The sequence below is a fragment of the Exiguobacterium sp. s63 genome (genome assembly GCF_018617335.1).
In the GTDB taxonomy this organism is placed as follows: Bacteria; Bacillota; Bacilli; order Exiguobacteriales; family Exiguobacteriaceae; genus Exiguobacterium.
In genome coordinates this window covers 740,271-759,614 of sequence record NZ_JACSKB010000001.1, presented here as the reverse complement: position 1 = coordinate 759,614, position 19,344 = coordinate 740,271, and the positions used below count along the sequence as shown (strand labels likewise).

The 19,344-nt window shown below is 48.8% G+C and carries 22 protein-coding genes; 14 read left to right on the top strand and 8 right to left on the bottom strand.

Annotated elements, in window-relative coordinates:
- The first annotated feature begins 7 nt into the window (after positions 1-7).
- The 5 genes from KNO90_RS03905 (at position 8) to KNO90_RS03885 (ending at position 3,746) form a co-directional block, all read left to right on the top strand.
- A complete protein-coding gene (locus KNO90_RS03905) occupies positions 8-475 on the top strand; it encodes a flavodoxin family protein (RefSeq protein WP_214741800.1) in 468 nt (155 codons plus the stop codon).
- Between the two features lie 112 nt (positions 476-587).
- Positions 588-986 carry a hypothetical protein gene (locus tag KNO90_RS03900; RefSeq protein ID WP_214741798.1) on the top strand — a complete coding sequence of 133 codons (399 nt, stop codon included), beginning with the start codon at positions 588-590 and terminating at the stop codon, positions 984-986.
- A gap of 85 nt (positions 987-1,071) precedes the next feature.
- A complete protein-coding gene (locus KNO90_RS03895) occupies positions 1,072-2,184 on the top strand; it encodes a M14 family metallopeptidase (RefSeq protein WP_215113033.1) in 1,113 nt (370 codons plus the stop codon).
- A gap of 75 nt (positions 2,185-2,259) precedes the next feature.
- Positions 2,260-3,063: an alpha/beta fold hydrolase gene (locus KNO90_RS03890; RefSeq protein ID WP_214741794.1), complete on the top strand. Its 804-nt coding sequence runs from the start codon at positions 2,260-2,262 to the stop codon at positions 3,061-3,063.
- 254 nt (positions 3,064-3,317) lie between these two features.
- Positions 3,318-3,746: a CBS domain-containing protein gene (locus tag KNO90_RS03885; RefSeq protein WP_012727014.1), complete on the top strand. Its 429-nt coding sequence runs from the start codon at positions 3,318-3,320 to the stop codon at positions 3,744-3,746.
- 38 nt (positions 3,747-3,784) lie between these two features.
- On the opposite strand, the gene KNO90_RS03880 is transcribed toward KNO90_RS03885, so the two are convergent.
- The 3 genes from KNO90_RS03880 to KNO90_RS03870 all read right to left on the bottom strand — a co-directional run bounded on the left by KNO90_RS03880 (position 3,785) and on the right by KNO90_RS03870 (position 7,140).
- Positions 3,785-4,894, bottom strand: coding sequence for a low temperature requirement protein A (locus tag KNO90_RS03880; protein WP_215113032.1), 1,110 nt, complete (start codon positions 4,892-4,894; stop codon positions 3,785-3,787).
- Between the two features lie 85 nt (positions 4,895-4,979).
- Entirely contained in the window at positions 4,980-5,927 is a 948-nt protein-coding gene (locus KNO90_RS03875; protein WP_215113031.1) for an LLM class oxidoreductase, read from the bottom strand.
- Positions 5,928-5,937: 10 nt separating this feature from the next.
- Positions 5,938-7,140, bottom strand: coding sequence for an MFS transporter (locus KNO90_RS03870; RefSeq protein ID WP_214741787.1), 1,203 nt, complete (start codon positions 7,138-7,140; stop codon positions 5,938-5,940).
- 263 nt (positions 7,141-7,403) lie between these two features.
- On the opposite strand from KNO90_RS03870, the gene KNO90_RS03865 reads away from it, so the two are divergent.
- The 5 genes from KNO90_RS03865 (at position 7,404) to KNO90_RS03845 (ending at position 10,942) form a co-directional block, all read left to right on the top strand.
- Positions 7,404-7,730 carry a winged helix-turn-helix transcriptional regulator gene (locus KNO90_RS03865; RefSeq protein WP_012727011.1) on the top strand — a complete coding sequence of 109 codons (327 nt, stop codon included), beginning with the start codon at positions 7,404-7,406 and terminating at the stop codon, positions 7,728-7,730.
- Positions 7,731-7,811: 81 nt separating this feature from the next.
- Positions 7,812-8,315, top strand: coding sequence for a cupin domain-containing protein (locus KNO90_RS03860; protein WP_215113030.1), 504 nt, complete (start codon positions 7,812-7,814; stop codon positions 8,313-8,315).
- A complete protein-coding gene (locus tag KNO90_RS03855; protein WP_285800717.1) occupies positions 8,312-9,205 on the top strand; it encodes an aldo/keto reductase in 894 nt (297 codons plus the stop codon). The genes KNO90_RS03860 and KNO90_RS03855 overlap by 4 nt, the downstream gene beginning before the upstream one ends.
- Positions 9,206-9,336: 131 nt before the next feature.
- Positions 9,337-10,398 (top strand): DUF389 domain-containing protein, encoded by a 1,062-nt coding sequence (locus tag KNO90_RS03850; RefSeq protein WP_215113029.1) that lies wholly within the window; start codon positions 9,337-9,339, stop codon positions 10,396-10,398.
- A gap of 199 nt (positions 10,399-10,597) precedes the next feature.
- Entirely contained in the window at positions 10,598-10,942 is a 345-nt protein-coding gene (locus KNO90_RS03845; RefSeq protein WP_214741781.1) for a hypothetical protein, read from the top strand.
- 220 nt (positions 10,943-11,162) lie between these two features.
- Here KNO90_RS03845 and KNO90_RS03840 read toward each other — a convergent pair whose 3' ends face one another.
- A complete protein-coding gene (locus KNO90_RS03840; protein WP_031422757.1) occupies positions 11,163-12,857 on the bottom strand; it encodes a M3 family oligoendopeptidase in 1,695 nt (564 codons plus the stop codon).
- Positions 12,858-13,065: 208 nt separating this feature from the next.
- On the opposite strand from KNO90_RS03840, the gene KNO90_RS03835 reads away from it, so the two are divergent.
- Positions 13,066-13,566: a PTS sugar transporter subunit IIA gene (locus KNO90_RS03835; RefSeq protein ID WP_012727005.1), complete on the top strand. Its 501-nt coding sequence runs from the start codon at positions 13,066-13,068 to the stop codon at positions 13,564-13,566.
- A gap of 90 nt (positions 13,567-13,656) precedes the next feature.
- Entirely contained in the window at positions 13,657-14,256 is a 600-nt protein-coding gene (locus KNO90_RS03830; protein ID WP_215113028.1) for a helix-turn-helix domain-containing protein, read from the top strand.
- A 65-nt stretch (positions 14,257-14,321) separates the two neighbouring features.
- On the opposite strand, the gene KNO90_RS03825 is transcribed toward KNO90_RS03830, so the two are convergent.
- From KNO90_RS03825 to KNO90_RS03815, 3 genes are all read right to left on the bottom strand, one after another.
- Entirely contained in the window at positions 14,322-14,747 is a 426-nt protein-coding gene (locus KNO90_RS03825) for a hypothetical protein (protein ID WP_214741777.1), read from the bottom strand.
- Between the two features lie 64 nt (positions 14,748-14,811).
- Positions 14,812-16,005, bottom strand: coding sequence for an ABC transporter permease (locus KNO90_RS03820; RefSeq protein WP_214741775.1), 1,194 nt, complete (start codon positions 16,003-16,005; stop codon positions 14,812-14,814).
- The gene (locus KNO90_RS03815; RefSeq protein WP_215113027.1) at positions 15,995-16,885 is read right to left on the bottom strand and encodes an ABC transporter ATP-binding protein; all 891 of its coding nucleotides are present in this window, start codon (positions 16,883-16,885) and stop codon (positions 15,995-15,997) included. The genes KNO90_RS03820 and KNO90_RS03815 overlap by 11 nt, the downstream gene beginning before the upstream one ends.
- Before the next feature lie 119 nt (positions 16,886-17,004).
- On the opposite strand from KNO90_RS03815, the gene KNO90_RS03810 reads away from it, so the two are divergent.
- Both KNO90_RS03810 and KNO90_RS03805 read left to right on the top strand, forming a co-directional pair.
- Positions 17,005-17,949 (top strand): VOC family protein, encoded by a 945-nt coding sequence (locus KNO90_RS03810; RefSeq protein WP_215113026.1) that lies wholly within the window; start codon positions 17,005-17,007, stop codon positions 17,947-17,949.
- The gene (locus KNO90_RS03805; protein ID WP_214741769.1) at positions 17,946-18,545 is read left to right on the top strand and encodes an alpha/beta hydrolase; all 600 of its coding nucleotides are present in this window, start codon (positions 17,946-17,948) and stop codon (positions 18,543-18,545) included. Before KNO90_RS03810 ends, KNO90_RS03805 begins: the two co-directional genes overlap by 4 nt.
- A gap of 5 nt (positions 18,546-18,550) precedes the next feature.
- Here KNO90_RS03805 and KNO90_RS03800 read toward each other — a convergent pair whose 3' ends face one another.
- Positions 18,551-19,039, bottom strand: coding sequence for a restriction endonuclease subunit S domain-containing protein (locus tag KNO90_RS03800; protein WP_215113025.1), 489 nt, complete (start codon positions 19,037-19,039; stop codon positions 18,551-18,553).
- Positions 19,040-19,344 lie beyond the last annotated feature (305 nt).

The window sequence follows — 19,344 nt, the reverse complement described above, 5'->3', positions numbered from 1 at the left end:
ATTTATGATGAACATCTTGATTATTTTTGACTCACTGTATGGTCATACAGAAAAGATTGCCCATGCGATGCAGAAAGAACTGTCGAAAGACCATGAGGCACGCATGGAACACGTGTTGAATATTGGATTGGGCGACTTAGCGCATGTCGATCTCGTCGTCATCGGTTCACCGACACACGGAGGATATGAGACGGAAGACATTAAAGTGTTTTTGGATGGAATCTCGGACAATGCGTTACGAGGAAAACGGACAGCTGCGTTTGATACGAGTGTTGTCAAAGAAAAACAGAATCCGATTCTCGGTAAAATCATCGACTGGTTCGGTCACGCCGTCAATCGGGTCGAAGGAGAAATGATTGAAAAAGGGGCAGCGAACGTTCAAAAAGAATCGTTCTTAGTTGATGGGGAGACGGAAATGTTGAAAGAAGGCGAACTCGAACGAGCGAAAACATGGGCACGAGAGTTGGTCAGATAATGCATGAAGCGCATTCTGAAAACAGAATGCGTTTTTTAGTTGAATCAGACAAGTAGACTGTAAAAACGGGTAAATATTAGTATTCAACTCTTCAGAGAGGAAGTTGGTTGTCATGAAAAAAATGGAACGAGATGTATTTATCGGTTGGATTGTTGTCGTGCTCGTCCTATTGGTACACTTTCTCATCACCATCTCTCTCGGCAACTCGTATTTTGCTGAAAGTTCACTGAATCGGATGTTGTGGCTCTCGAGTTTTCCTGCATTCTTGATTGCGTTCGGCGCAGCCTTCTTCCAAAAGACGAACACGGTCTTCTTGGCGGTTCGTCGTGGGCTACTGTGGACCATCGAGTTGATGGTCGCCTTCACCGTTCTGGCTTGGGTGTTTCGTTCTTTCGAAGGACTGTATGCGAATGCGGGTCTCTATTGGTTATTCGGTGCCGTCTTAATTGGTCCGATCTTTTATATGATGGCGTTCCGGCGTCAACATACAAAACGAATCCGGACGCCTTGACTCGAAACGTCTCCTCTTAAAGGAGGCGTTTTTAGATTGTCTTAGGATGGGAAAGGATAGAGAGAAGAGATTGGAGGAGAGTGCGATGAGTCAGTATTTTTCATCATCTTATGAAGAGTCGCGAGAGAAGTTCATGAACTTATTGTCTGAAGTGAAACGATTTTATCCGAAAGCGGAGCTGTTGACACACTCCATCGGGGACGAGAGTATCGACATTATTTTAGGCGAGCCGAAACGAGAGCGGAAAGCGATGATTCTCATGACGATTGGCGAACATGGAATTGAAGGGTATGCAGGTGCCGCCGTGACCCATCAATTCGTTCAAACGCAACTCGCGCATGTCCGTCACGAGACGACAGGGATTTGTCTCATCCATGCAGTCAATCCGTGGGGGATGAAACACTTTCGACGGGTCAATGAACACAATGTCGATTTGAACCGAAATTACATCATCGATCGTGAGTCGGTTCCCTATAATATCAACCGTGAATATGAGCTGATGCGTCATCTCTTCGTACCGGACGGGGTGATTGACGACTATCATGAAGCGCGTGAACAGATCTATTCGTTCCTTGGTTCCGGAATTAAGCTCGATGGCTTCAAAGCGATGAGTGGCGCAAAAGGGATGGGACAATATCAATTCCCGAAAGGAGTATATTACGGGGGAGAAGGAGACGAACCGTCCGCCATCTTTTTGAAAGGGATTCAACATGATTTACTGGAACGCTACGGAAAAGTGGTCCATCTCGATTGGCATACCGCACTCGGTCCAACAAACGAGGTGACGATGGTCATCAGTAAACGAGACGGTCGCACGGAAGATGAGTTAAAACAAGTGTACGGTCTCGACAACGTCAACGTGTATGACCCAGATGAAGTGCTCGGGGACTCGACGAATCATTTTTACTACGTGCGTGATACGGAATACCCGGATAAAGGACTCGTTTCTGCTCTCTTTGAATTCGGTACGTTCGGGACATCGACAAAAGCGTCCATCCGTGAATTTTTGACGATCATCTTAGAGAACCGACTTTATTTTGAAGGAACAAAGGACCCTGAAGCACGAAACGGGATTCAAAACGAATTCATGGCGATGTTTTATCCGGACGACCCGACTTGGCGGGAAGCCGTGTTACGAGAAGGGGCAAAAGCTGTTGAAGGCTACCTAAAAGGGGAAGCACTCTGGCGCGACACATAAGAGGGTTTCTCAAAGTTAGATTAGGGAACAATGAGGTTGTGAGTGTTTTCGCTTAACAATGACTGTGGAGGTTGGATGATGGGATACATTACAGCACATGACGGCACGAATCTATATGTGGAAGACGTTGGGTCTGGGGAACCGATTGTGTTCTTGCACGGTTGGCCGGCGAACAACAATATGTTCGAGTATCAGAAAAATGCGCTCATCGAAGCGGGATATCGCTACATCGGGATCGACTTCAGAGGATACGGAAAGTCTGATGCACCGGCGACAGGTTATGACTATGAGACGATGGCGTCTGATGTGCATATGGTCGTCTACGGACTTGGCTTGAAAGACTTCACACTCGTCGGTTTCTCAATGGGTGGGGCGATTGCAGTTCGCTACGCAGCCGATTATAAAGAGGATGGACTCAACAAGTTGGTCTTGGCCGGAGCCGCGGCACCAATCTTCACACAGCGTGCAGATTATCCATATGGAATGACGACGGATGAAGTCGATGCGTTGATTGACGATACAAGGGCTGACCGACCGAAGATGCTCGAAGGATTCGGAGAAATCTTTTTCGAGAAAGAACATTCGAAACCGATGCAAAACTGGTTCCACCATCTGGCGCTCGTCGCGTCGAGCCATGGCACGATTGCCTCGGCACAGGCGTTACGTGACGAAGATTTACGCGATGCCTTGCCGAAAATTGACGTCGAGACGTTAATCATTCACGGAGTGCACGACAAAATTTGTCCGTTTGAGTTTGCCGAACAGATGGAGCAGGGCATTTCAAATGCTCGGATTGAACGTTTTGAAGAGAGCGGACACGGTACGGTGCTTGATGAACGAGAGAAATTTAACAAGACGTTGTTGCAGTTTGTTCAATAATCGATGGCCTCCGAATCGGGGGCCTTTTGTATGTCGATATGGGTAAGAACCAACGAAAACGGGTATAAATCAATTGGAGTTCCCTTCCATTTTTTGAATCACTGAAACATCGCTGTGACTAGAATCACGATGTTTTTTTGTGTTGTTTTGGAGAAAGGGGGATGAAACCAGATTCGAACATGGATTTAGTTCAACCTGTCCTACCATTCATGGTACAATAGCGGGGTGGATTAACAGATTGAGGAGAGATTTAAATGAACATCGCTTTCTTTTTATATCCGAAAGAAGACGTCAAATATTTGGACCCCGAATCAACGGTACGACAAGCACTTGAAAAGATGAAACATCATCGATTCACGTCTGTCCCACTCGTTTCGGAGAACGGATTTTACGCCGGGACGATGACAGAGGGGGATTTACTTTGGGCACTCGCAGAACAACTTCGCGGGGAAGAAGATTATGAAAAAGTGCTCCGGACACGTCTAAAAGACATTAAGCAACGCGTTCGCTATAAGCCGGTCTCCATTACGGCACAAATCGAAGAACTCGTCGATGCGATCACGGACCAAAACTTCGTGCCGGTCGTCGATGACGGGAAGTATTTCATCGGCATCATCCGACGCCGTGATATCATCGAGTATTACTCGACAAAGTTGAAACAACTGGAGAATGAAGTCCGATAATGAACAAGCCAGAACCGACTTCCGGTTCTGGCTTGTTTTTACGTTTCTTCTCGTTTTGTTTTCAAGAACGGAAGAGGAGCAATCATCGCGACATAGTAGATGAATGTAATGACGAGCAACAAGATGATTGCCGGTAAATAAGGGGCAATCAGTGGAACGGCGAGAAGGACGGCAAGAGTCATGAGTCGCTTCCACGACACTTTGAAGAAGAGACGGTTAAAGTAAATGACGCCATATCCAAAAAGGACGATTGCGACATACAACGTGATTCGATGTGCCAAATCGAGCGTTTGCATCGGGTCATGGACGATTGTGATTTTGACGACAGCGAGTAAGATGATGCCGAGGAACATCGAAAGGTGGGACCAATAGAATCCAGCCTTTGCTGTCTGATCTCGTTTATCCGTATGCATTTCTTGGAAAAGAGTTTCTCGCTCTTCATCGTCTTTTACGTAGGAATACCAAAGGAGAACAGTCAACATGAGCGCAAGGATCATCGTCAAGACAACATCGGATGTTAAATCTTCATCAATGGCGGCTCGTCCAGTCGATGCAATCGTCTCACCGAGGGCAATGACTAAGATGAGGTAATGTCTCTCAAGGAAGTGCCAAGAGGACACTTCGAACTGGCCTCTGTTTTTCTGTACGAGAGGTCCCAATACCGCGACAATCGCGACAATTCCCCATACGATCAGGCGTACGTTTCCTTCGAACAGTGAAGCGACGAGGATGATGATGCTAAACGAGATGTTATATGGAACGATTGCGAGCATTGCCTTTTTCGTGTCGTCATTACTATGCAACAAGAATAGCGTTGAATGTACAGCGACAATCACTAAAAAACCAAGTCCGAAAATGAAGCCGTCTTCCTCATATGCTTTTGGAATGGCGACGGAGATCAGCATGAATCCAATCATCCCGAGCGCCATAAAGATTTGATGGTTTCTTTTCGTCAGTTTAGTCGTATTTGTCAACCAAATATATCCTTCAAAGATGTACCAAATAAGGGCCATGAGAACAAGAACTTCTAAAAATGTATGAATGCTGAGATGATGTTCGAGCTTTAACGTGAGTTGGATGAACGTAAATACAAATACGAGATCGAAAAACAGTTCAATTTTGTCTACTTTTTCGTGGTGAGAGGGCATGGGCGCACTCCTTTGCTTGGATTCATATTTCTTTACCCACCTCTGAATAAAAAAACCCTTCATTTTCAAAATGAAGGGCACGCCCTTAATCGAGGGGCGGAAAATGAGGTAACACATATTCTCCTAATTCATCGATGATTTCCTCAGCCGGACGTTCTCCGTCAAAGAGGGCGAAGAAGAGATGGTTCACGCCGATGGCTCGATACGCTTCAAGCAACTTGATCAAGTGATTGCGGCCGATTCGGAATCCGAGACGAATCGGTGTCGGTGGCTCGTCTGGGTCATGCGTCAAATCAAGATGCATCGGCATCGAGAAGGGACGGAAAGCACGACCATGCGCTTCACCGCTTGCGCGCCAAGCGTCGAGCACTTGTTGTTGCGCGAAAGGCGCTTGCGGGTAATACATCCACCCGTCTCCATTCGCTCCGAGCCAGTCCATGTCCTGTTGGGCGAATCCGGTGATCATCGTCGGAATCCGTTTCTTCGGACGAGGCACGAGCGTTGCCTGTTCGACTTCTCCGTAAGGGGAGTCGATGGTTGGATAGTTGTTATAGAGCGCCTGTTCCATGACGCGAAGTGATTCTTTGAACTGGTTGCCCCGTGTCGGATGATCGACTCCGAGTCCTTTGAAGTCGGCACGACGGTCGCCTGACGAAATCCCGAGAATCAACCGTTCGGGGAATAACGCTTCAATCGTCGCGACTTCCTTTGCCGAACGAAGGGGATGACGGAGTGGTAAAACGAGCGCGGACGTACCGAGCGCAATGTTTTTCGTTTGACCGAGCAAATGTGTGCCATAAATCAGCATGTCGTAGATTTGACCGACAGCCGGGTCTAAGAAGTTCGGATCTTTGAGTAAGACATCACGTAACCATAGCGCTGTGAAGCCATAGTCGTCTGCCTTTTGAGAAAGTTCGACTTGGCGCTCGAGTGTCGGGGTACGCATTTTGAAATTCTCTAAAGGGATGTGGAGGCCGAGCGTGAGCTCGCCCTCCCGATACATCCGGTTGTAGCTTTTGTGATTGTTGAACATAAGCGCCTCCTTAGTTGGCTTCCAAACGACGTGAGATGGCTGTCAAGATGACAGCGATGATGACCATGATGCCACCGACCCAAGGTGTGTGGACGAGTCCGATTGAATCGGCGACGAGTCCGCCGATTGTCGCACCGAGGGCGATCCCGATGTTGAAAGCCGCGATGTTGAGTGCGGATGCGACATCGACAGCAGCCGGTACATATTTTTCAGCTAATTGCACGATATACAGTTGAAGTCCAGGTACGTTCATGAAGGCAAGGAGACCCATCAAGACGATGGCGATGAGACCTGCCACTTTGAACGGAATCATGAACGACATGAGGATCATGACGGCAGCGTGAACGATGAACATATAGAACAATGCTTTCGCTGGGTTTTCGTTGGCGAGCTTTCCACCGACTGCGTTCCCGATAGCGACCGCGATTCCGTAAACAAGTAAGACGACACTGATCAAGCTCGGGCTAATCTTTGTCACGTCTTGCATGATTGGTGTCAAGTACGTGAAGGCGACGAACGTTCCGCCGTAACCGAGTGCTGTGATCAAGAATCCGAGCATGAGACGACCGTTCGTGAGTAATTTCTTCATGTCTGAGAATTTTGCCGGTGGTGACTGTTTCAAATCATTCGGAATCAAGAAGAAACTTGCGATGATTGAAACGATACCGAGTGCTGCGACGGCGAAGAATGTGGCACGCCATCCGAATGCTTGGCCGATGAAGGTACCGAGTGGGACCCCTGTGACAGTCGCGACAGTTAAACCTGTGAACATGAGTGCGATCGCACTCGCTTTTTTATGCGGTGGTACGAGCTGAACGGCAATCGTTGCCCCGATTGAGAAGAAGACACCGTGTGAGAACGCGGTGATAAATCGGGCGACGATCAAGAGTTCGAAGCTTGTTGACATGGCTGAGATTAAGTTTCCGCCGATGAAGACGACCATGAGTGCCATGAGTAACGTCTTGCGGTTCATCCGGTTCGTCAGTGCCGTCAAAATCGGTGCACCGACGGCGACACCAATTGCGTATCCCGAGATAATGAGACCCGCGAGTGTGATGCCGATATTTAAGTCACTTGCGATGGATGCGAGCAATCCAACTGGGACGAACTCGGTCGTCCCGATCCCGAAGGCGCTGATGGCGAGGGCGAGTAACGCCAATCCTCCATTTTTAGGTGCCTGTTCTTCAACAGGCTGTGAATAAGGTTGATTCATGAGTAGTTCCTCCTAGTTACATAAAAATGATGTGGAAGACGAGGGCCCTTCGTCTCCGGATAGCAAAGACATCTCACTTTCCTCTATTGTTCAGTACGGTCGAAAAAGTACCTTACCGTCTCAAGAGGGTGTTACGAGCGAAATGAACTTGTATAGATTTGCTATAGTTGCTATCATAAGGGCATGAAAACAGTTTGAGAAGTACGTACTTTTTAGTGCGGTAGGCACCAAAAAGTGCCTATGGGAGAAACGGAGGAAATGATATGCCATATAATATTCCGGTCGAAGCGACACTTGACGTCATCGGCGGTAAATGGAAAGTCGTCATCATGTGTCATTTGATCAAAGGAGAGCGTCGGACGAGTGAGTTGCGTAAGCTCATGCCGAACATCACCCAAAAGATGCTCACCCAGCAACTGCGTGAGCTCGAAGCGGATGGAGTCGTCGTGCGTACGGTGTACGAGCAAGTTCCACCGAAAGTCATCTACTCGCTCTCGGAGTACGGATGGTCACTCAAGCCAATCTTGGACGCCATGTGCGCCTGGGGCGAATGCCATATCGATCAGTCCGGTGAAGAGGTCATTTCATAACCATCACGGTCGTCCACTACGGGCGACCGTTTTTCGTTGTGACAAGTCGGGTACAGGGACAAAGACAAGGAGGGAATTAGGATGGATGTGAAAACTTTTTTGTTTACAGATGACGGCTCCATTCCCAACCATCCGGATTATCCGGCGCTCCTCTATCGTGGCGTCTTTGATGACCCGAACGGGATGCGAGAGACGTTCGCCCATAATGAATGGACGAATAGTTGGGTGAACGGGGTGTTCGACTTTCATCACTATCACAGCAACACGCATGAAGTATTGGGCGTATTACAAGGTGAAGCGACCCTTCAACTCGGAGGGACGAACGGTGACCTCGTACGCGTCAGTGCGGGGGATGTCCTCGTCTTGCCGGCGGGAACGGGACATCGTCGGATTGAAATGAGCGAGGATTTCCAAGTCGTCGGGGCATACCCGGACGGTCGCGACTATGACACGTTGACGGGTAAACCGGAAGAGCGTCCGGATAATTTAAAACGCATTGTACAAGTCGAGAAGCCGACGTACGACCCCGTCTTCGGGACGACGGGACCGTTACATGAGGCATGGACAAAGGAGGAAACGTTATGAATCAACGACTACCACATTCTTTACTACTTGCTGCACTCAAACAACATGTCGTCGAACTGAAAGATGGACGCGAAATGCGCGCACTCGGACAGGGCACGTGGCGGATGGGAGAAAACAAATCAAAGCATGATGCTGAGGTGGAGGCGCTTCGGACCGGACTCGACTGCGGACTTCATGTCATCGATACGGCGGAGATGTACGGGGAAGGGGAGTCTGAGAAGTTGGTCGGGGAAGCCATCCAAGACCGACGTGAGGACGTCTTCCTCGTCTCGAAAGTGTATCCATACAATGCATACGGCGACAAACTCGTCAACGCATGCGACGCGTCACTCGAACGACTCGGGACGGACTATCTGGACCTCTACTTACTCCATTGGCGAGGCGATGCCCCGCTCGAGGAGACGATTCAAGGGATGGAGCAGCTGAAAGCGGACGGGAAGATTCGGGCATGGGGGGTCTCGAACTTCGACGTAGACGATATGAAGGAATTGCTGTCGCTCCCGAACGGAGACAACTGCGCGGTCAATCAAGTGCTCTATCATCTCGGCAGTCGAGGCATTGAATATGACCTGCTTCCTTATCTAGAAGAACAAGGCATTCCCGTCATGGCGTACGCGCCGCTCGCCGAAGGAAGTGACGTGAAAGAAGACGTCTTCGAAAACGAGACGGTCAATCGAATCGCAGAGGCGTATAGTGCCTCCGTCGCACAAATCTTGCTTGCCTGGACGATTCGGAGCGGACACGTCATCGCCATCCCGAAAGCCGGACAGGCCGAGCATGTCGAGGAGAATGCGGCGGCGCTCTTGCTCGACATGAGTGAGGAAGATTTCGCGACGCTCGATGAGGCGTTCCCTCCACCGACGACGAAACAACCGCTAGATGTCATTTGACGATGTGAACTGGGCCAAACAAAGGTCCAGTTTTTCTTTTGTGGAAATCGATTGTCCTTTACAGGTTGCGGGTAAATAAAGGAAGGACTTGCTTGTGATGACATCGATACGACAAGGGAGCTGAACTCTATATGGAACAGACGTACACCGCTGAAGAATTCAAGGACAAGATGTATACGAATTTAAAGGTACGACCGAGTGATTCCGTCATTTTGATGTGCTCCATCTTTATCGCTTCTATCGGACTGAATATGAACTCGATTCCCATCATTATCGGGGCCATGTTGATTTCGCCGCTCATGACACCGATCTTGAGTATCGGTCTCGCCTTGTCGCTCTATGACATGAAACTCTTGCGAGCGGGTGTGCGTTTATTGCTCGTCCAAGTCGCGGTCAGTCTCACCGTCGCGACCATTTATTTCGCCATCTCACCGATTACGTATGCGAGCAATGAAATCATTGCCCGGACCGAACCGACGATTTGGGATGTCATCATCGCCTTCGCCGGGGGAACCGCCGGCATCATCGGGGCACAAAAGAAGATGAGTAACAACATCGTCCCAGGTGTCGCCATCGCGACCGCCTTGATGCCACCGCTCTGTACGGTCGGCTATTCGATTGCGACATGGAACGTCGATTATTTGATCGGGTCGAGTTATCTCTTCGTCATCAACTGTGCGTTCATCGCCATTGCGACGTTCATCGGCGTCAAGTTCATGGGCATCTCGCAAGTGTTGACGAAACAAGACGCGAACCATAAAAAAATCAATCGACTTCTCATCGGTTTATCTGTCCTGATTGTCGTCCCGAGTATCTTTTCGGCCGCGACGCTCGTTCAAGACAGCATCGTCCGGACCGGGATCAACAATTTCATTGAAGAAGAGTTTTCAGATGCCATCATTATCAGTCAGGACTATCAGGAAGATGATGATTTGCTTCTCGTTACGACGACGGGGAAACGGTTGAACGAGGAAGAACTCGCCGACATCGAATCGCGCCTGCCGGACTATGGGCTTCGGAGCATCGAGCTCTCGGTGACACAAGTCCCAGACTTGAACGGGTTGTCCGGGGAGAAAGTGGCCGAACTGCTACAGAAGTATTTAGAGAGTCGCCTGCAACAGTTCAACTTGTTCGACAGCCGTCAAATCGATTTGGAGGATTTGCCGTTCGAACTGCAGAATGAGATGAATTAGTATTTCGATTATTCTTAATTATGTAATGGTGATTGATAAATGATTTCTTAATATGAGCTAGATGATCATCACATTTCCCTTTCATTTAAAAAGGTAACTGGAATCTCATTATTGTTTAAGTAAAATAGATGTACATTAACTATTGATGATCGTGATACACGAAGCGATTAACTTAAACTAGTTTACCGGAGGAGTTTTCATGTTTCTAGATGTACTTTTATTTTTTGAGATTTCATTAGTCTTATGTATGATCCTTGCTCTGTACAAATTTAAACGTAAGCAATTTTCTAGTGATTTACTTTTTGTGTTTTTAGAAGAAAAAAATAGAATGCAGCTTGAAACTAAAAATATTGAAAGTACAAAATATCATAAAGTTAAAAAGTTATTGTTGCTGCAAGCTCTTAATATATTGATATTACTTGTTACATTAAATTATATGGTTATCAGTAACGATGGTAGAAGTGAGATGAATTTAATTGTTGTCTTCTTCTTACTTCTTAATCGATATGTAGTGAATTTTTTTGTAGAGAAGAGTCTAAACTAAGTAGTGCAAAACCGTGTTGCTTGAAATCTGAATTCTCTTGGGTATCAGTCATAAAAGAATAAAAAACAAATAGCAGAAATAACTCGAATTCAGTAGAGTTATTTCTGCTATTTTCATATCAAGTGAATAAAATAATCCTGAAACGTCATTTTTCCAAAGCGCCCGAATTTCTTATGGTAAGCCTATTGGGCGGAAAAAAATCCAGTAATCATTTTACTTGTTAGTTCGCGAGCGGATGTTTCAAGAGATAGTCTTCGATTTGATCGATCGTTTCTTTCAACACGCCGTCTGCGAACGGAGACTTGAGACCTGCCAGTTCCACGAGTTCGAGGAACGAGCGGCTTCCGCCTGCCTGACAGAGTGTGAGGTAATCGCTCCATGCCGCCTCACGGTCTTCATGCATGCGTACCCAGAACTGGAATGCACACACTTGTGCGAGTGTGTAGTCGATATAGTAGAACGGGCTTTGGAAGATGTGGCCTTGTTGGTGCCACCATGCGCCAGACTCAAGGTAGTCGTTCGTCTCATAATCGCGGTGCGGGAGGTAGACCTTCTCCAAATCGCGCCATGCCTGACGACGCTCGGCTGCTGTCATCTCTGGGTTGCGGTAGACGACGTGTTGGAACTCATCGACGAGCACGCCATACGGAAGGAACGTCATGCTACCGGCCAAGTGATTGAACTTGTACTTGTCGACTTGGTCGCCGAAGAAGAGCTCCATCCATGGCCAACAGAAGAACTCCATCGACATCGAGTGAATCTCGCACGCCTCATATGTCGGGAAGGCGTATTCCGGTGTCGTCAAATGACGGCTCTCATATACTTGGAAGGCATGACCGACTTCGTGCGTGAGCACGTCGATGTCGCCGGCCGTTCCGTTGAAGTTCGAGAAGATGAACGGAAGTCCTTCAGACGGTAAGTACGTGCAGTAGCCACCACCTGACTTCCCTGGTTTCGCCGTCAAGTCGAGGGCGCCGCGTTCCTGCATGTACTGGAAGAACTCGTCCGTCTCGTTTGAGAGCTCACGATACATCTTGTTTCCGCCTTCGATGATGAACGACTCATCCCCTTGAGGTGTCGCGTTTCCGTCTGGGAAGACGAACGACTCATCATAGTAATAGAGGTGGTCGACACCGATTCGTTTCGCCTGCTTTTCTTTTAAGGCAGAAGCGAGCGGGACGATGACGTCACGGACTTGTTTCCGGAAGTTGTCGACCATCGATTCGTCATATCCGACGCGTTGCATGCGTGCATAACCGAGTTCAACGAACGACGGGAAGCCGAGCGCGTGAGCGATTTCCGTGCGGACTCGTACGAGTTCCCCATAAATGCGATCGAGCTCGTCGCCGTTGTCTGAAAGGTATGTATAGCGGGCGACGGATGCGGCTTTGCGGACATCACGGTCTGGTGACTGAAGATACGGACCGAACTGTGACAAGTTGAGCGTCTTGCCGTCAAATTCGATTTGCGCAGCGGACATGACTTTTTGATAAGCTGTCGCGAGGCGGTTTTCTTCCTGTAATTTCGGGATGAGTGACTCCTCGAACGTTTCGAGTGCGCGTTCGGCGAGCGAGAACAGTTGGCTGCCCCATTCCGCTTCGAGCTCAGTGCGGAGCTCGTGGTTCGTCAAGACGCGATAGTACGCTTGAATCTCCTTCTCATAGACCGGAAGTGCGTCGTCAAAGAAGGCTTGTTCTTCCTCATAAAACGAATCGCGTGTGTCGACCGAATGTCGGATCGCGACGAGCTGACTTTGTGTCTCAAAGTCGTTCCGTTCCTTGTTGATTTGGCGAATGAGTTCGTTCGCTTCCTCGAGTGTGCTGGCTTGCTGTAATTCGGCAGAATAGTCCGACAATCTGCTGTTTAAAGCATCCAAGTCGGGCCGTTCATATGACAATTTTGTGAAAGTCGTCATTGTAAGCGCCTCCATCGTGTGAAATTTTTACAAAGTGTAAAAAGGGCTTGCAAAAGCGATTGCACACTCGTATTCTTACGATGTGTAAAACGATTTCGCACTACCTTATTACAACTATACCGTTAATGGGGTAGGGATTGAAGTATTAGCTTTTCGGGTATAAAAGTGAAGACTTCGATTGAATAGAACATGTTGGAGGGATTAAGCTATGGGATTCTTTAAAAAACTTTTTGGTGGTAAAGAAGAACAACTCAACGCGGTTTCACCGCTTACAGGAAAGGTCGTCGACATCACGAACGTACCGGACCAAGTATTCTCACAAAAAATGATGGGTGACGGAATTGCGATCGAGCCGACAGAAGGAAAGGTCGTCTCACCGGTTAGCGGAACAATCGCGACAGTATTCCCGACGAAACACGCGATCGGTATCAATGCCGACAACGGTGCAGAATACTTGATTCATATCGGTTTGGACACGGTCAACTTGAAAGGTGAAGGCTTCGAGACTCACGTCACAGAAGGTCAGTCAGTCAAAGCAGGCGACCCGCTCGTCACGTTCGACCTCGACTTCATCAAAGCGAACGCTCCATCAACGATCACTCCGATCATTATCACGAACCATGACAGCTTCGGCGTGAACAAACTTGTCGCAGAAGGCGACACGGTGACAGCTGGATCTTCAGAAGTCGTCGAATTGACAAAGAAATAAGAGAACGACTTAATACTCGGGAGCTTACGCTTCCGAGTATTTTTTTGTGAATGCGGGAATTATAATGGAGAGAGGGAAGGGGGAAATGAGATGGACGGAAAAAATGCACCATACCGGGGATATGGGGATCGGATACGAATAATTCGAGAACGGGCGGGGTTGTCGATTGAGACGCTTGCGGAACGAATCGGTGTCGCCCCTTACTTCATTCGACGTACGGAACTGAGTGAGGTGTATCCGACTATGCCTTACATAGAGGCGCTCGCAGACGCTTTGCAAATCGATCCGAACTATTTGGCACGCCATATTTGGACGGGGGAGTCGCTCAAGGTGCTCATGCGAGGGAAGGTGCCGGAACTCGAACAGATGAAGCTCGCCTATGAAGAAGCGATGCACGGGAAGTCCGTCGAGGAGATGCAGCGCCAACTCGAAGAACGGATGCGCATCTTTGACCTGATGCACGAAGAGGAGTTACATCGCATTTTCAAAGAAGACGAGGAACCGACGTCACACCATGCACTCGAAGCGCTCGTTGATGCGGTGCTTGACCTCGGGCGGTCACATGATACGACGCGCCACATCGTCCCGTTCGCCCGCTATGTGGAGCGGCTCGTTCCAGACCGGTTTGCGGACAACTCATTCCAGTACGCAGAATATGGTGTCTTGGACAAATCATATAAATTGCAATGACCGTAGAGCATTCTACGGTTTTTTTTGCGTAAAAAATGACCAGGAGATTCTCCCGGTCATGTCAATCAGCGCATCGGACGCGCTTCGTAGCGTACTTTTGGACGCGTGCCGGCGAGTAAGAAGCCGAGCACGATATTCAAGATTGTGAGCACCCATCCGACATAACCGAATGTGTAAGCAAGACTCGCTAGCATCGTTTGCCAGTCGAGCAATGCGGCTGCGTCTCCGCGGAATGTGAAGCGGATGGCAGTGAAGCCAATGAGTGTCGTTGCAGTAATCATGATGCCGATCCATGCGCCACCGAAGCGGGACGTTTGTGGACGTCTGCTGACTGGATACCAAAACGCGAGCGTTCCGATAAACGTGCTACCTGCATAGGCAAGTAGAATTTGCCATAACGCATCTGCGTCTAAGAAGACGGTATAACAGATGAACGTCGTGAGCGTCGACATAAACGTAAAGATTAAGGCTGCGAGTAATCGTGATCGCATAGTTCGTTTTCCTCCTCATTTTGCACATTCTTTAGAGTAAACGAAAACGAATTTGCTGTAAACGTTATTGTCGATTTTGTAATATTTGTCGCCATTGTTTAATGGCATTCGTCCCATAGAACAAGACGCCACCACGATAGAATTTTGAACCGATCCATAACGTGACGCCAATCGTTCCCATGAGAAGTCCGATCGAGAGTGCCACTTCCCATACAGCCACATCGACGAGCATGACCCGAAGGAACATGAGCATCGGTGTGAAGAATGGAACGAATGAGAGGATGGTTACGATGGTCGCATCCGGGTTGTTCAATCCGAACATCGCGACTAAGAACGCAGCGACAAGTAGCATGATGACCGGCATAACCATTTGTTGTGACTCTTCTACACGGCTGACGAGTGAGCCGAGGACAGCGAAAAGAGAAGCGTACAACAAGTAACCGAGTAAGAAGAACACAAGTAGATAGATGACTGCCCGTGCGTTGCCGGCGTTCTCGATGACCGTAGATGCCAGTTCGCTACCACTCGCACTCACATATCCGAACCCGAGGAAAAGACCGATTTGGAAAAGAGCGAGTGTACCGATGGCGGTCACTTTCGCAAGCATATGGGTCACCGGATGAGTCGTTGAGATGATGAGTTCCATGACGCGCGACGATTTCTCAGTCGTCACTTCTGTTGAAATCATCGATCCATAGGTGATGATTGAGATGTATAGGAGCATCAACATAACGTAAACGAGCGCCGAGGACGAGAGGAGTTCATCCGAGTTTTCCCCACCGCGTCCGAGATACGACTCGTCAAGTTGAATCGGTTCGCTGAGGGAAGCGATGACGGCCGGGTCAATGTTCGACGTTTCAATCAATTCAGCATTTCGCAATTGTTGCAACGACGTTTGTAAAATCGCCGTGAACTCCTGTTCTGGCCGTTCGGAGATGACACGGGCATCATACCCTTCGACAAAGGCGACAACTCCATACTCGCCGTCGTTAATCCCAGCACGTGCCTCGTCTTCCGTGAGGTCGCTCGTTGCGACATCTTCATAACCAAGGGATTGCATCGTATCGACGATTTCCGTGTTCTCAGACACGACGAGAGCACTAGCCTGTTCAGAATCCTCAAACATAGACATGATGCGATCGATGTTCGTGAAGCCAAAGATGAAGAGGACCGTTAACGCCGTCGAGATGAGGAATGCTTTCGAACGAATTCTCGATTTGAGTGTGAACGTATAGAGAGGTCCAAAGTTATGAAACATGTTGTCCAACCTCCTTGATGAAGATGTCATTGAGCGATACGGGTTGACGCATGAACGTCTTCACGTTCGCTTGATGACGCACCAGTGCTGACAGGACGGCATCACTATCGTCAAAAGAATGCAAGTGAACTAGATGACCGGATTTGTAGGGTTCGATTGTCTCCACGACTGGGAGGGACTCGAGAATATGAATCTGGTCCGTTTCAATAAAGAGGGCAGGCTCTTCGTATCTCGACTTGATTGTCGGAACGTCACCGCTCACGACGGCACGGCCACCTTTCAAGATGCCGACGTGTTGGCACAATTCTTCGACGTGTTCCATTCGATGACTCGAGAAGACGATGGTCGTCCCGGCGTCACGCAACGCGAGAACTTCACGCTTCAGGATTTCGACGTTGACCGGGTCGAGCCCGCTGAACGGTTCGTCTAAGATGACGAGTTCTGGGTTGTGAAGCAGGGCGGCGACGAGCTGAACCTTCTGTTGATTTCCTTTTGAGAGCTGTTCGACGCGCATCGTCTCATATTGAGGAATTTCGAGGCGTTCGAGCCAAGACTTGACCGCACGTTTGGCGTCGCTCCCACGCATCCCTTTTAGGCTCGCGAGAAAGACGAGCTGTTCTCGAACTTGGGATTTCGGGTACAAGCCGCGTTCCTCGGGCAAATAACCGACGATGCGATGATCGACCGCCTTCCCGTTCCACGTGATGCTCCCATCAGTCGGTTTTAAGATGTCGAGGATCATCCGGAATGTCGTTGTCTTTCCGGCACCATTTGCACCGAGTAAACCGAACATTTCCCCTTGTGGGACACGGAAAGTGAGGTCGTCGACGGCTGTGAAATTACCGAATTCTTTCGTGACGCGTTCGATATGTAATGCCATGTTCATTTACCTCCTTAAAATGTTTTCTTCTCCTTATCGTACGCCACCTTGAGCAAAAAGTTTCACTTTCTTTGGTAAATGTTTTATCTTGAAATCAAGATAATAAAAGGAGGATGACAATGAAAACGCAGTCTACGGGGATCCATCACATCTCATCGATGGTACAGGACCCACAGCGCACGCTTGATTTTTATGGCCAAGTACTCGGTCTTCGCTTCGTGAAGCAGACCGTCAACTTTGATGATCCGGGAACGTACCACCTTTATTTTGGGGACGTGGTCGGGACACCTGGGACGGTGATTACTTTCTTCCCGATTCCGGGACTAGGGAAAGGGCAGGTCGGGAGCGGGCAAGTCGGTGTGACTGCCTATCTCGTACCGGCAGGAAGTTTGCCGTTCTGGGAAGAAAGATTACAACAGCATGGCATCGCGACCGTCGCCACAGAACGGTTCGGTGAGGCATCGCTCTTGTTCGAGGACCCGGATGGACTCGTTGTCGAGCTCGTTGCGCGACCGAGCACCAAACAGACGAGCTGGGTCGTCCCAGGTATTACCAAAGATGAGGCGATTGTCGGATTCGCTGGTGCGACGCTTCTTTCAAAAGCACCGGATGAGACCGTTCGTCTGTTGACGGAGCTGTTCGGATTGGAACGGGTGTCAGAGGATGAAGAATGGATTCGGTTGAAAGGTTCAGCCGACTATGGAAACGTCATCGATGTGAAGAAAATGATTTTACCGAAAGGGGTTCCGGGCACAGGAACAGTTCATCACATCGCTTGGCGAATCGCAGATGGTGAACATTACACAACTTGGCAAGACGCCATCTTTGATCTCGGGCTACGTCCGACCGAAGTGAAAGAGCGAAACTACTTCCGCTCCGTCTACTTCCATGATGCCGGCCGTATTTTACATGAACTTGCGACGGACGTACCAGGATTCACCGTGGATGAATCCGTTGATACACTCGGTGAAACGTTACGTTTACCATCATGGTTAGAAGCGGACCGCGACAAAATTGTCCGCACCTTGCCAGCCATCACGATACCGAAAGGAGAACGGATATGATTCATCAATTCATAAAAGGAACGACAGAGACGACACTTGTTTTATTACACGGCACAGGAGGGACAGAACAGGACTTGATCCCACTTGCGAAAGAATTGTCAACGGAGGCAAACATCCTGACACTTCGAGGGGACGTCATTGAAAACGGCATGTCCCGTTTTTTCCGTCGCCATGCAGAAGGCGTGCTCGACCTCGAAGACTTAAAGAAACAGACCGAGCGCTTCCTTCAGTTTTTGGATGAGGCTGCCACGGAGTATGGCATCGACCGGGACAAGATGATTCCACTCGGCTATTCGAACGGGGCGAACTTGATTGGCTCGGCACTTTATCGTCACCCGGCGTTCAACGCTTCACTCCTCTTCCATCCGATGGTCCCGGACCGCTCGTTGACACTCCCTGACTTAGTGGGGACGAACGTGTTCATCTCGGCAGGGGAGCGTGACCCGATTTGCCCGAAAACAGAAACAGAAGAGCTGACATCGACACTCCGAAACGCAGGAGCGGACGTCGAGCTCTTCTATCACTCGGGCGGCCATGAACTTCGTATGGAAGAAGTCGAGGCGGCACGGACATGGATCGCCGCATACCTCAACTAATTCGTTCAAGCCATTTTTTTCGGTTTGTTCGGACGGGAGTAGACGACGAGGACACCTCGATCAATCAAATAGGCGGCGAATAAACGTTTCGCCTCCTCAGCACTGACAGTTCGGTCGATTTGGATATACAATCGGCCGAGCTTTTTTTGTGAGGTGCGGGTGAGCAACCAAATCGAGTCGAGCGTATACTGCCAACTTTGCAGTGTGTCGCCACCGATATATAAGTAGCGATTTTGGGTACGCTCGAGCAAATAGTTGAGCCACCAGACGTCACGAACCAATTTGGCACCGACCCCGAGAACGAATGTGAGTCCGAAGAAAGCCATACTCGCTAGTACAGGATGAATGGCAGAGAACCCGTTGCGGACGGACTCGAAAGTGACGAGGAGCAATCCGACGAAAGAGACGCTGACGAACCACCAGAATCCGAAGTTAGAGAATGATCGTTTCGGATCATGAACCATATGATGTCGATTTCGAATGATCGAAGCCATTCTCTCCACCTCCTTTATTAGAATATTCTGAATATTTAGTAACACCACTATACTATACTGTACCCAATCCCGTCTATTTGAATACGCACACAACATGCTGAATCGTGAGGATTTTTTGACGTTTCGGCTTGCATTCCTCGAATTATGGGAATGATGACAGTGAAGACATGAAAATTTTGTTGAAACGTAATTTCACATGACGAGGGAATCGATTATGATAGGTGAGGGATTTTTTCATATGACCTTCCATGTGCTTCGTGCGTAGAGAGAACGTGAAAACATATAGGTCAACTTCATTGCAAACA

Coding starts and splice junctions, on each gene's coding strand:
- KNO90_RS03905 (WP_214741800.1), top strand. CDS start 8: ATGAACATCTTGATTATTTTTGACTCACTGTATGGTCATACAGAAAAG.
- KNO90_RS03900 (WP_214741798.1), top strand. CDS start 588: ATGAAAAAAATGGAACGAGATGTATTTATCGGTTGGATTGTTGTCGTG.
- KNO90_RS03895 (WP_215113033.1), top strand. CDS start 1,072: ATGAGTCAGTATTTTTCATCATCTTATGAAGAGTCGCGAGAGAAGTTC.
- KNO90_RS03890 (WP_214741794.1), top strand. CDS start 2,260: ATGATGGGATACATTACAGCACATGACGGCACGAATCTATATGTGGAA.
- KNO90_RS03885 (WP_012727014.1), top strand. CDS start 3,318: ATGAACATCGCTTTCTTTTTATATCCGAAAGAAGACGTCAAATATTTG.
- KNO90_RS03880 (WP_215113032.1), bottom strand. CDS start 4,894: ATGCCCTCTCACCACGAAAAAGTAGACAAAATTGAACTGTTTTTCGAT.
- KNO90_RS03875 (WP_215113031.1), bottom strand. CDS start 5,927: ATGTTCAACAATCACAAAAGCTACAACCGGATGTATCGGGAGGGCGAG.
- KNO90_RS03870 (WP_214741787.1), bottom strand. CDS start 7,140: ATGAATCAACCTTATTCACAGCCTGTTGAAGAACAGGCACCTAAAAAT.
- KNO90_RS03865 (WP_012727011.1), top strand. CDS start 7,404: ATGCCATATAATATTCCGGTCGAAGCGACACTTGACGTCATCGGCGGT.
- KNO90_RS03860 (WP_215113030.1), top strand. CDS start 7,812: ATGGATGTGAAAACTTTTTTGTTTACAGATGACGGCTCCATTCCCAAC.
- KNO90_RS03855 (WP_285800717.1), top strand. CDS start 8,312: ATGAATCAACGACTACCACATTCTTTACTACTTGCTGCACTCAAACAA.
- KNO90_RS03850 (WP_215113029.1), top strand. CDS start 9,337: ATGGAACAGACGTACACCGCTGAAGAATTCAAGGACAAGATGTATACG.
- KNO90_RS03845 (WP_214741781.1), top strand. CDS start 10,598: ATGTTTCTAGATGTACTTTTATTTTTTGAGATTTCATTAGTCTTATGT.
- KNO90_RS03840 (WP_031422757.1), bottom strand. CDS start 12,857: ATGACGACTTTCACAAAATTGTCATATGAACGGCCCGACTTGGATGCT.
- KNO90_RS03835 (WP_012727005.1), top strand. CDS start 13,066: ATGGGATTCTTTAAAAAACTTTTTGGTGGTAAAGAAGAACAACTCAAC.
- KNO90_RS03830 (WP_215113028.1), top strand. CDS start 13,657: ATGGACGGAAAAAATGCACCATACCGGGGATATGGGGATCGGATACGA.
- KNO90_RS03825 (WP_214741777.1), bottom strand. CDS start 14,747: ATGCGATCACGATTACTCGCAGCCTTAATCTTTACGTTTATGTCGACG.
- KNO90_RS03820 (WP_214741775.1), bottom strand. CDS start 16,005: ATGTTTCATAACTTTGGACCTCTCTATACGTTCACACTCAAATCGAGA.
- KNO90_RS03815 (WP_215113027.1), bottom strand. CDS start 16,885: ATGGCATTACATATCGAACGCGTCACGAAAGAATTCGGTAATTTCACA.
- KNO90_RS03810 (WP_215113026.1), top strand. CDS start 17,005: ATGAAAACGCAGTCTACGGGGATCCATCACATCTCATCGATGGTACAG.
- KNO90_RS03805 (WP_214741769.1), top strand. CDS start 17,946: ATGATTCATCAATTCATAAAAGGAACGACAGAGACGACACTTGTTTTA.
- KNO90_RS03800 (WP_215113025.1), bottom strand. CDS start 19,039: ATGGCTTCGATCATTCGAAATCGACATCATATGGTTCATGATCCGAAA.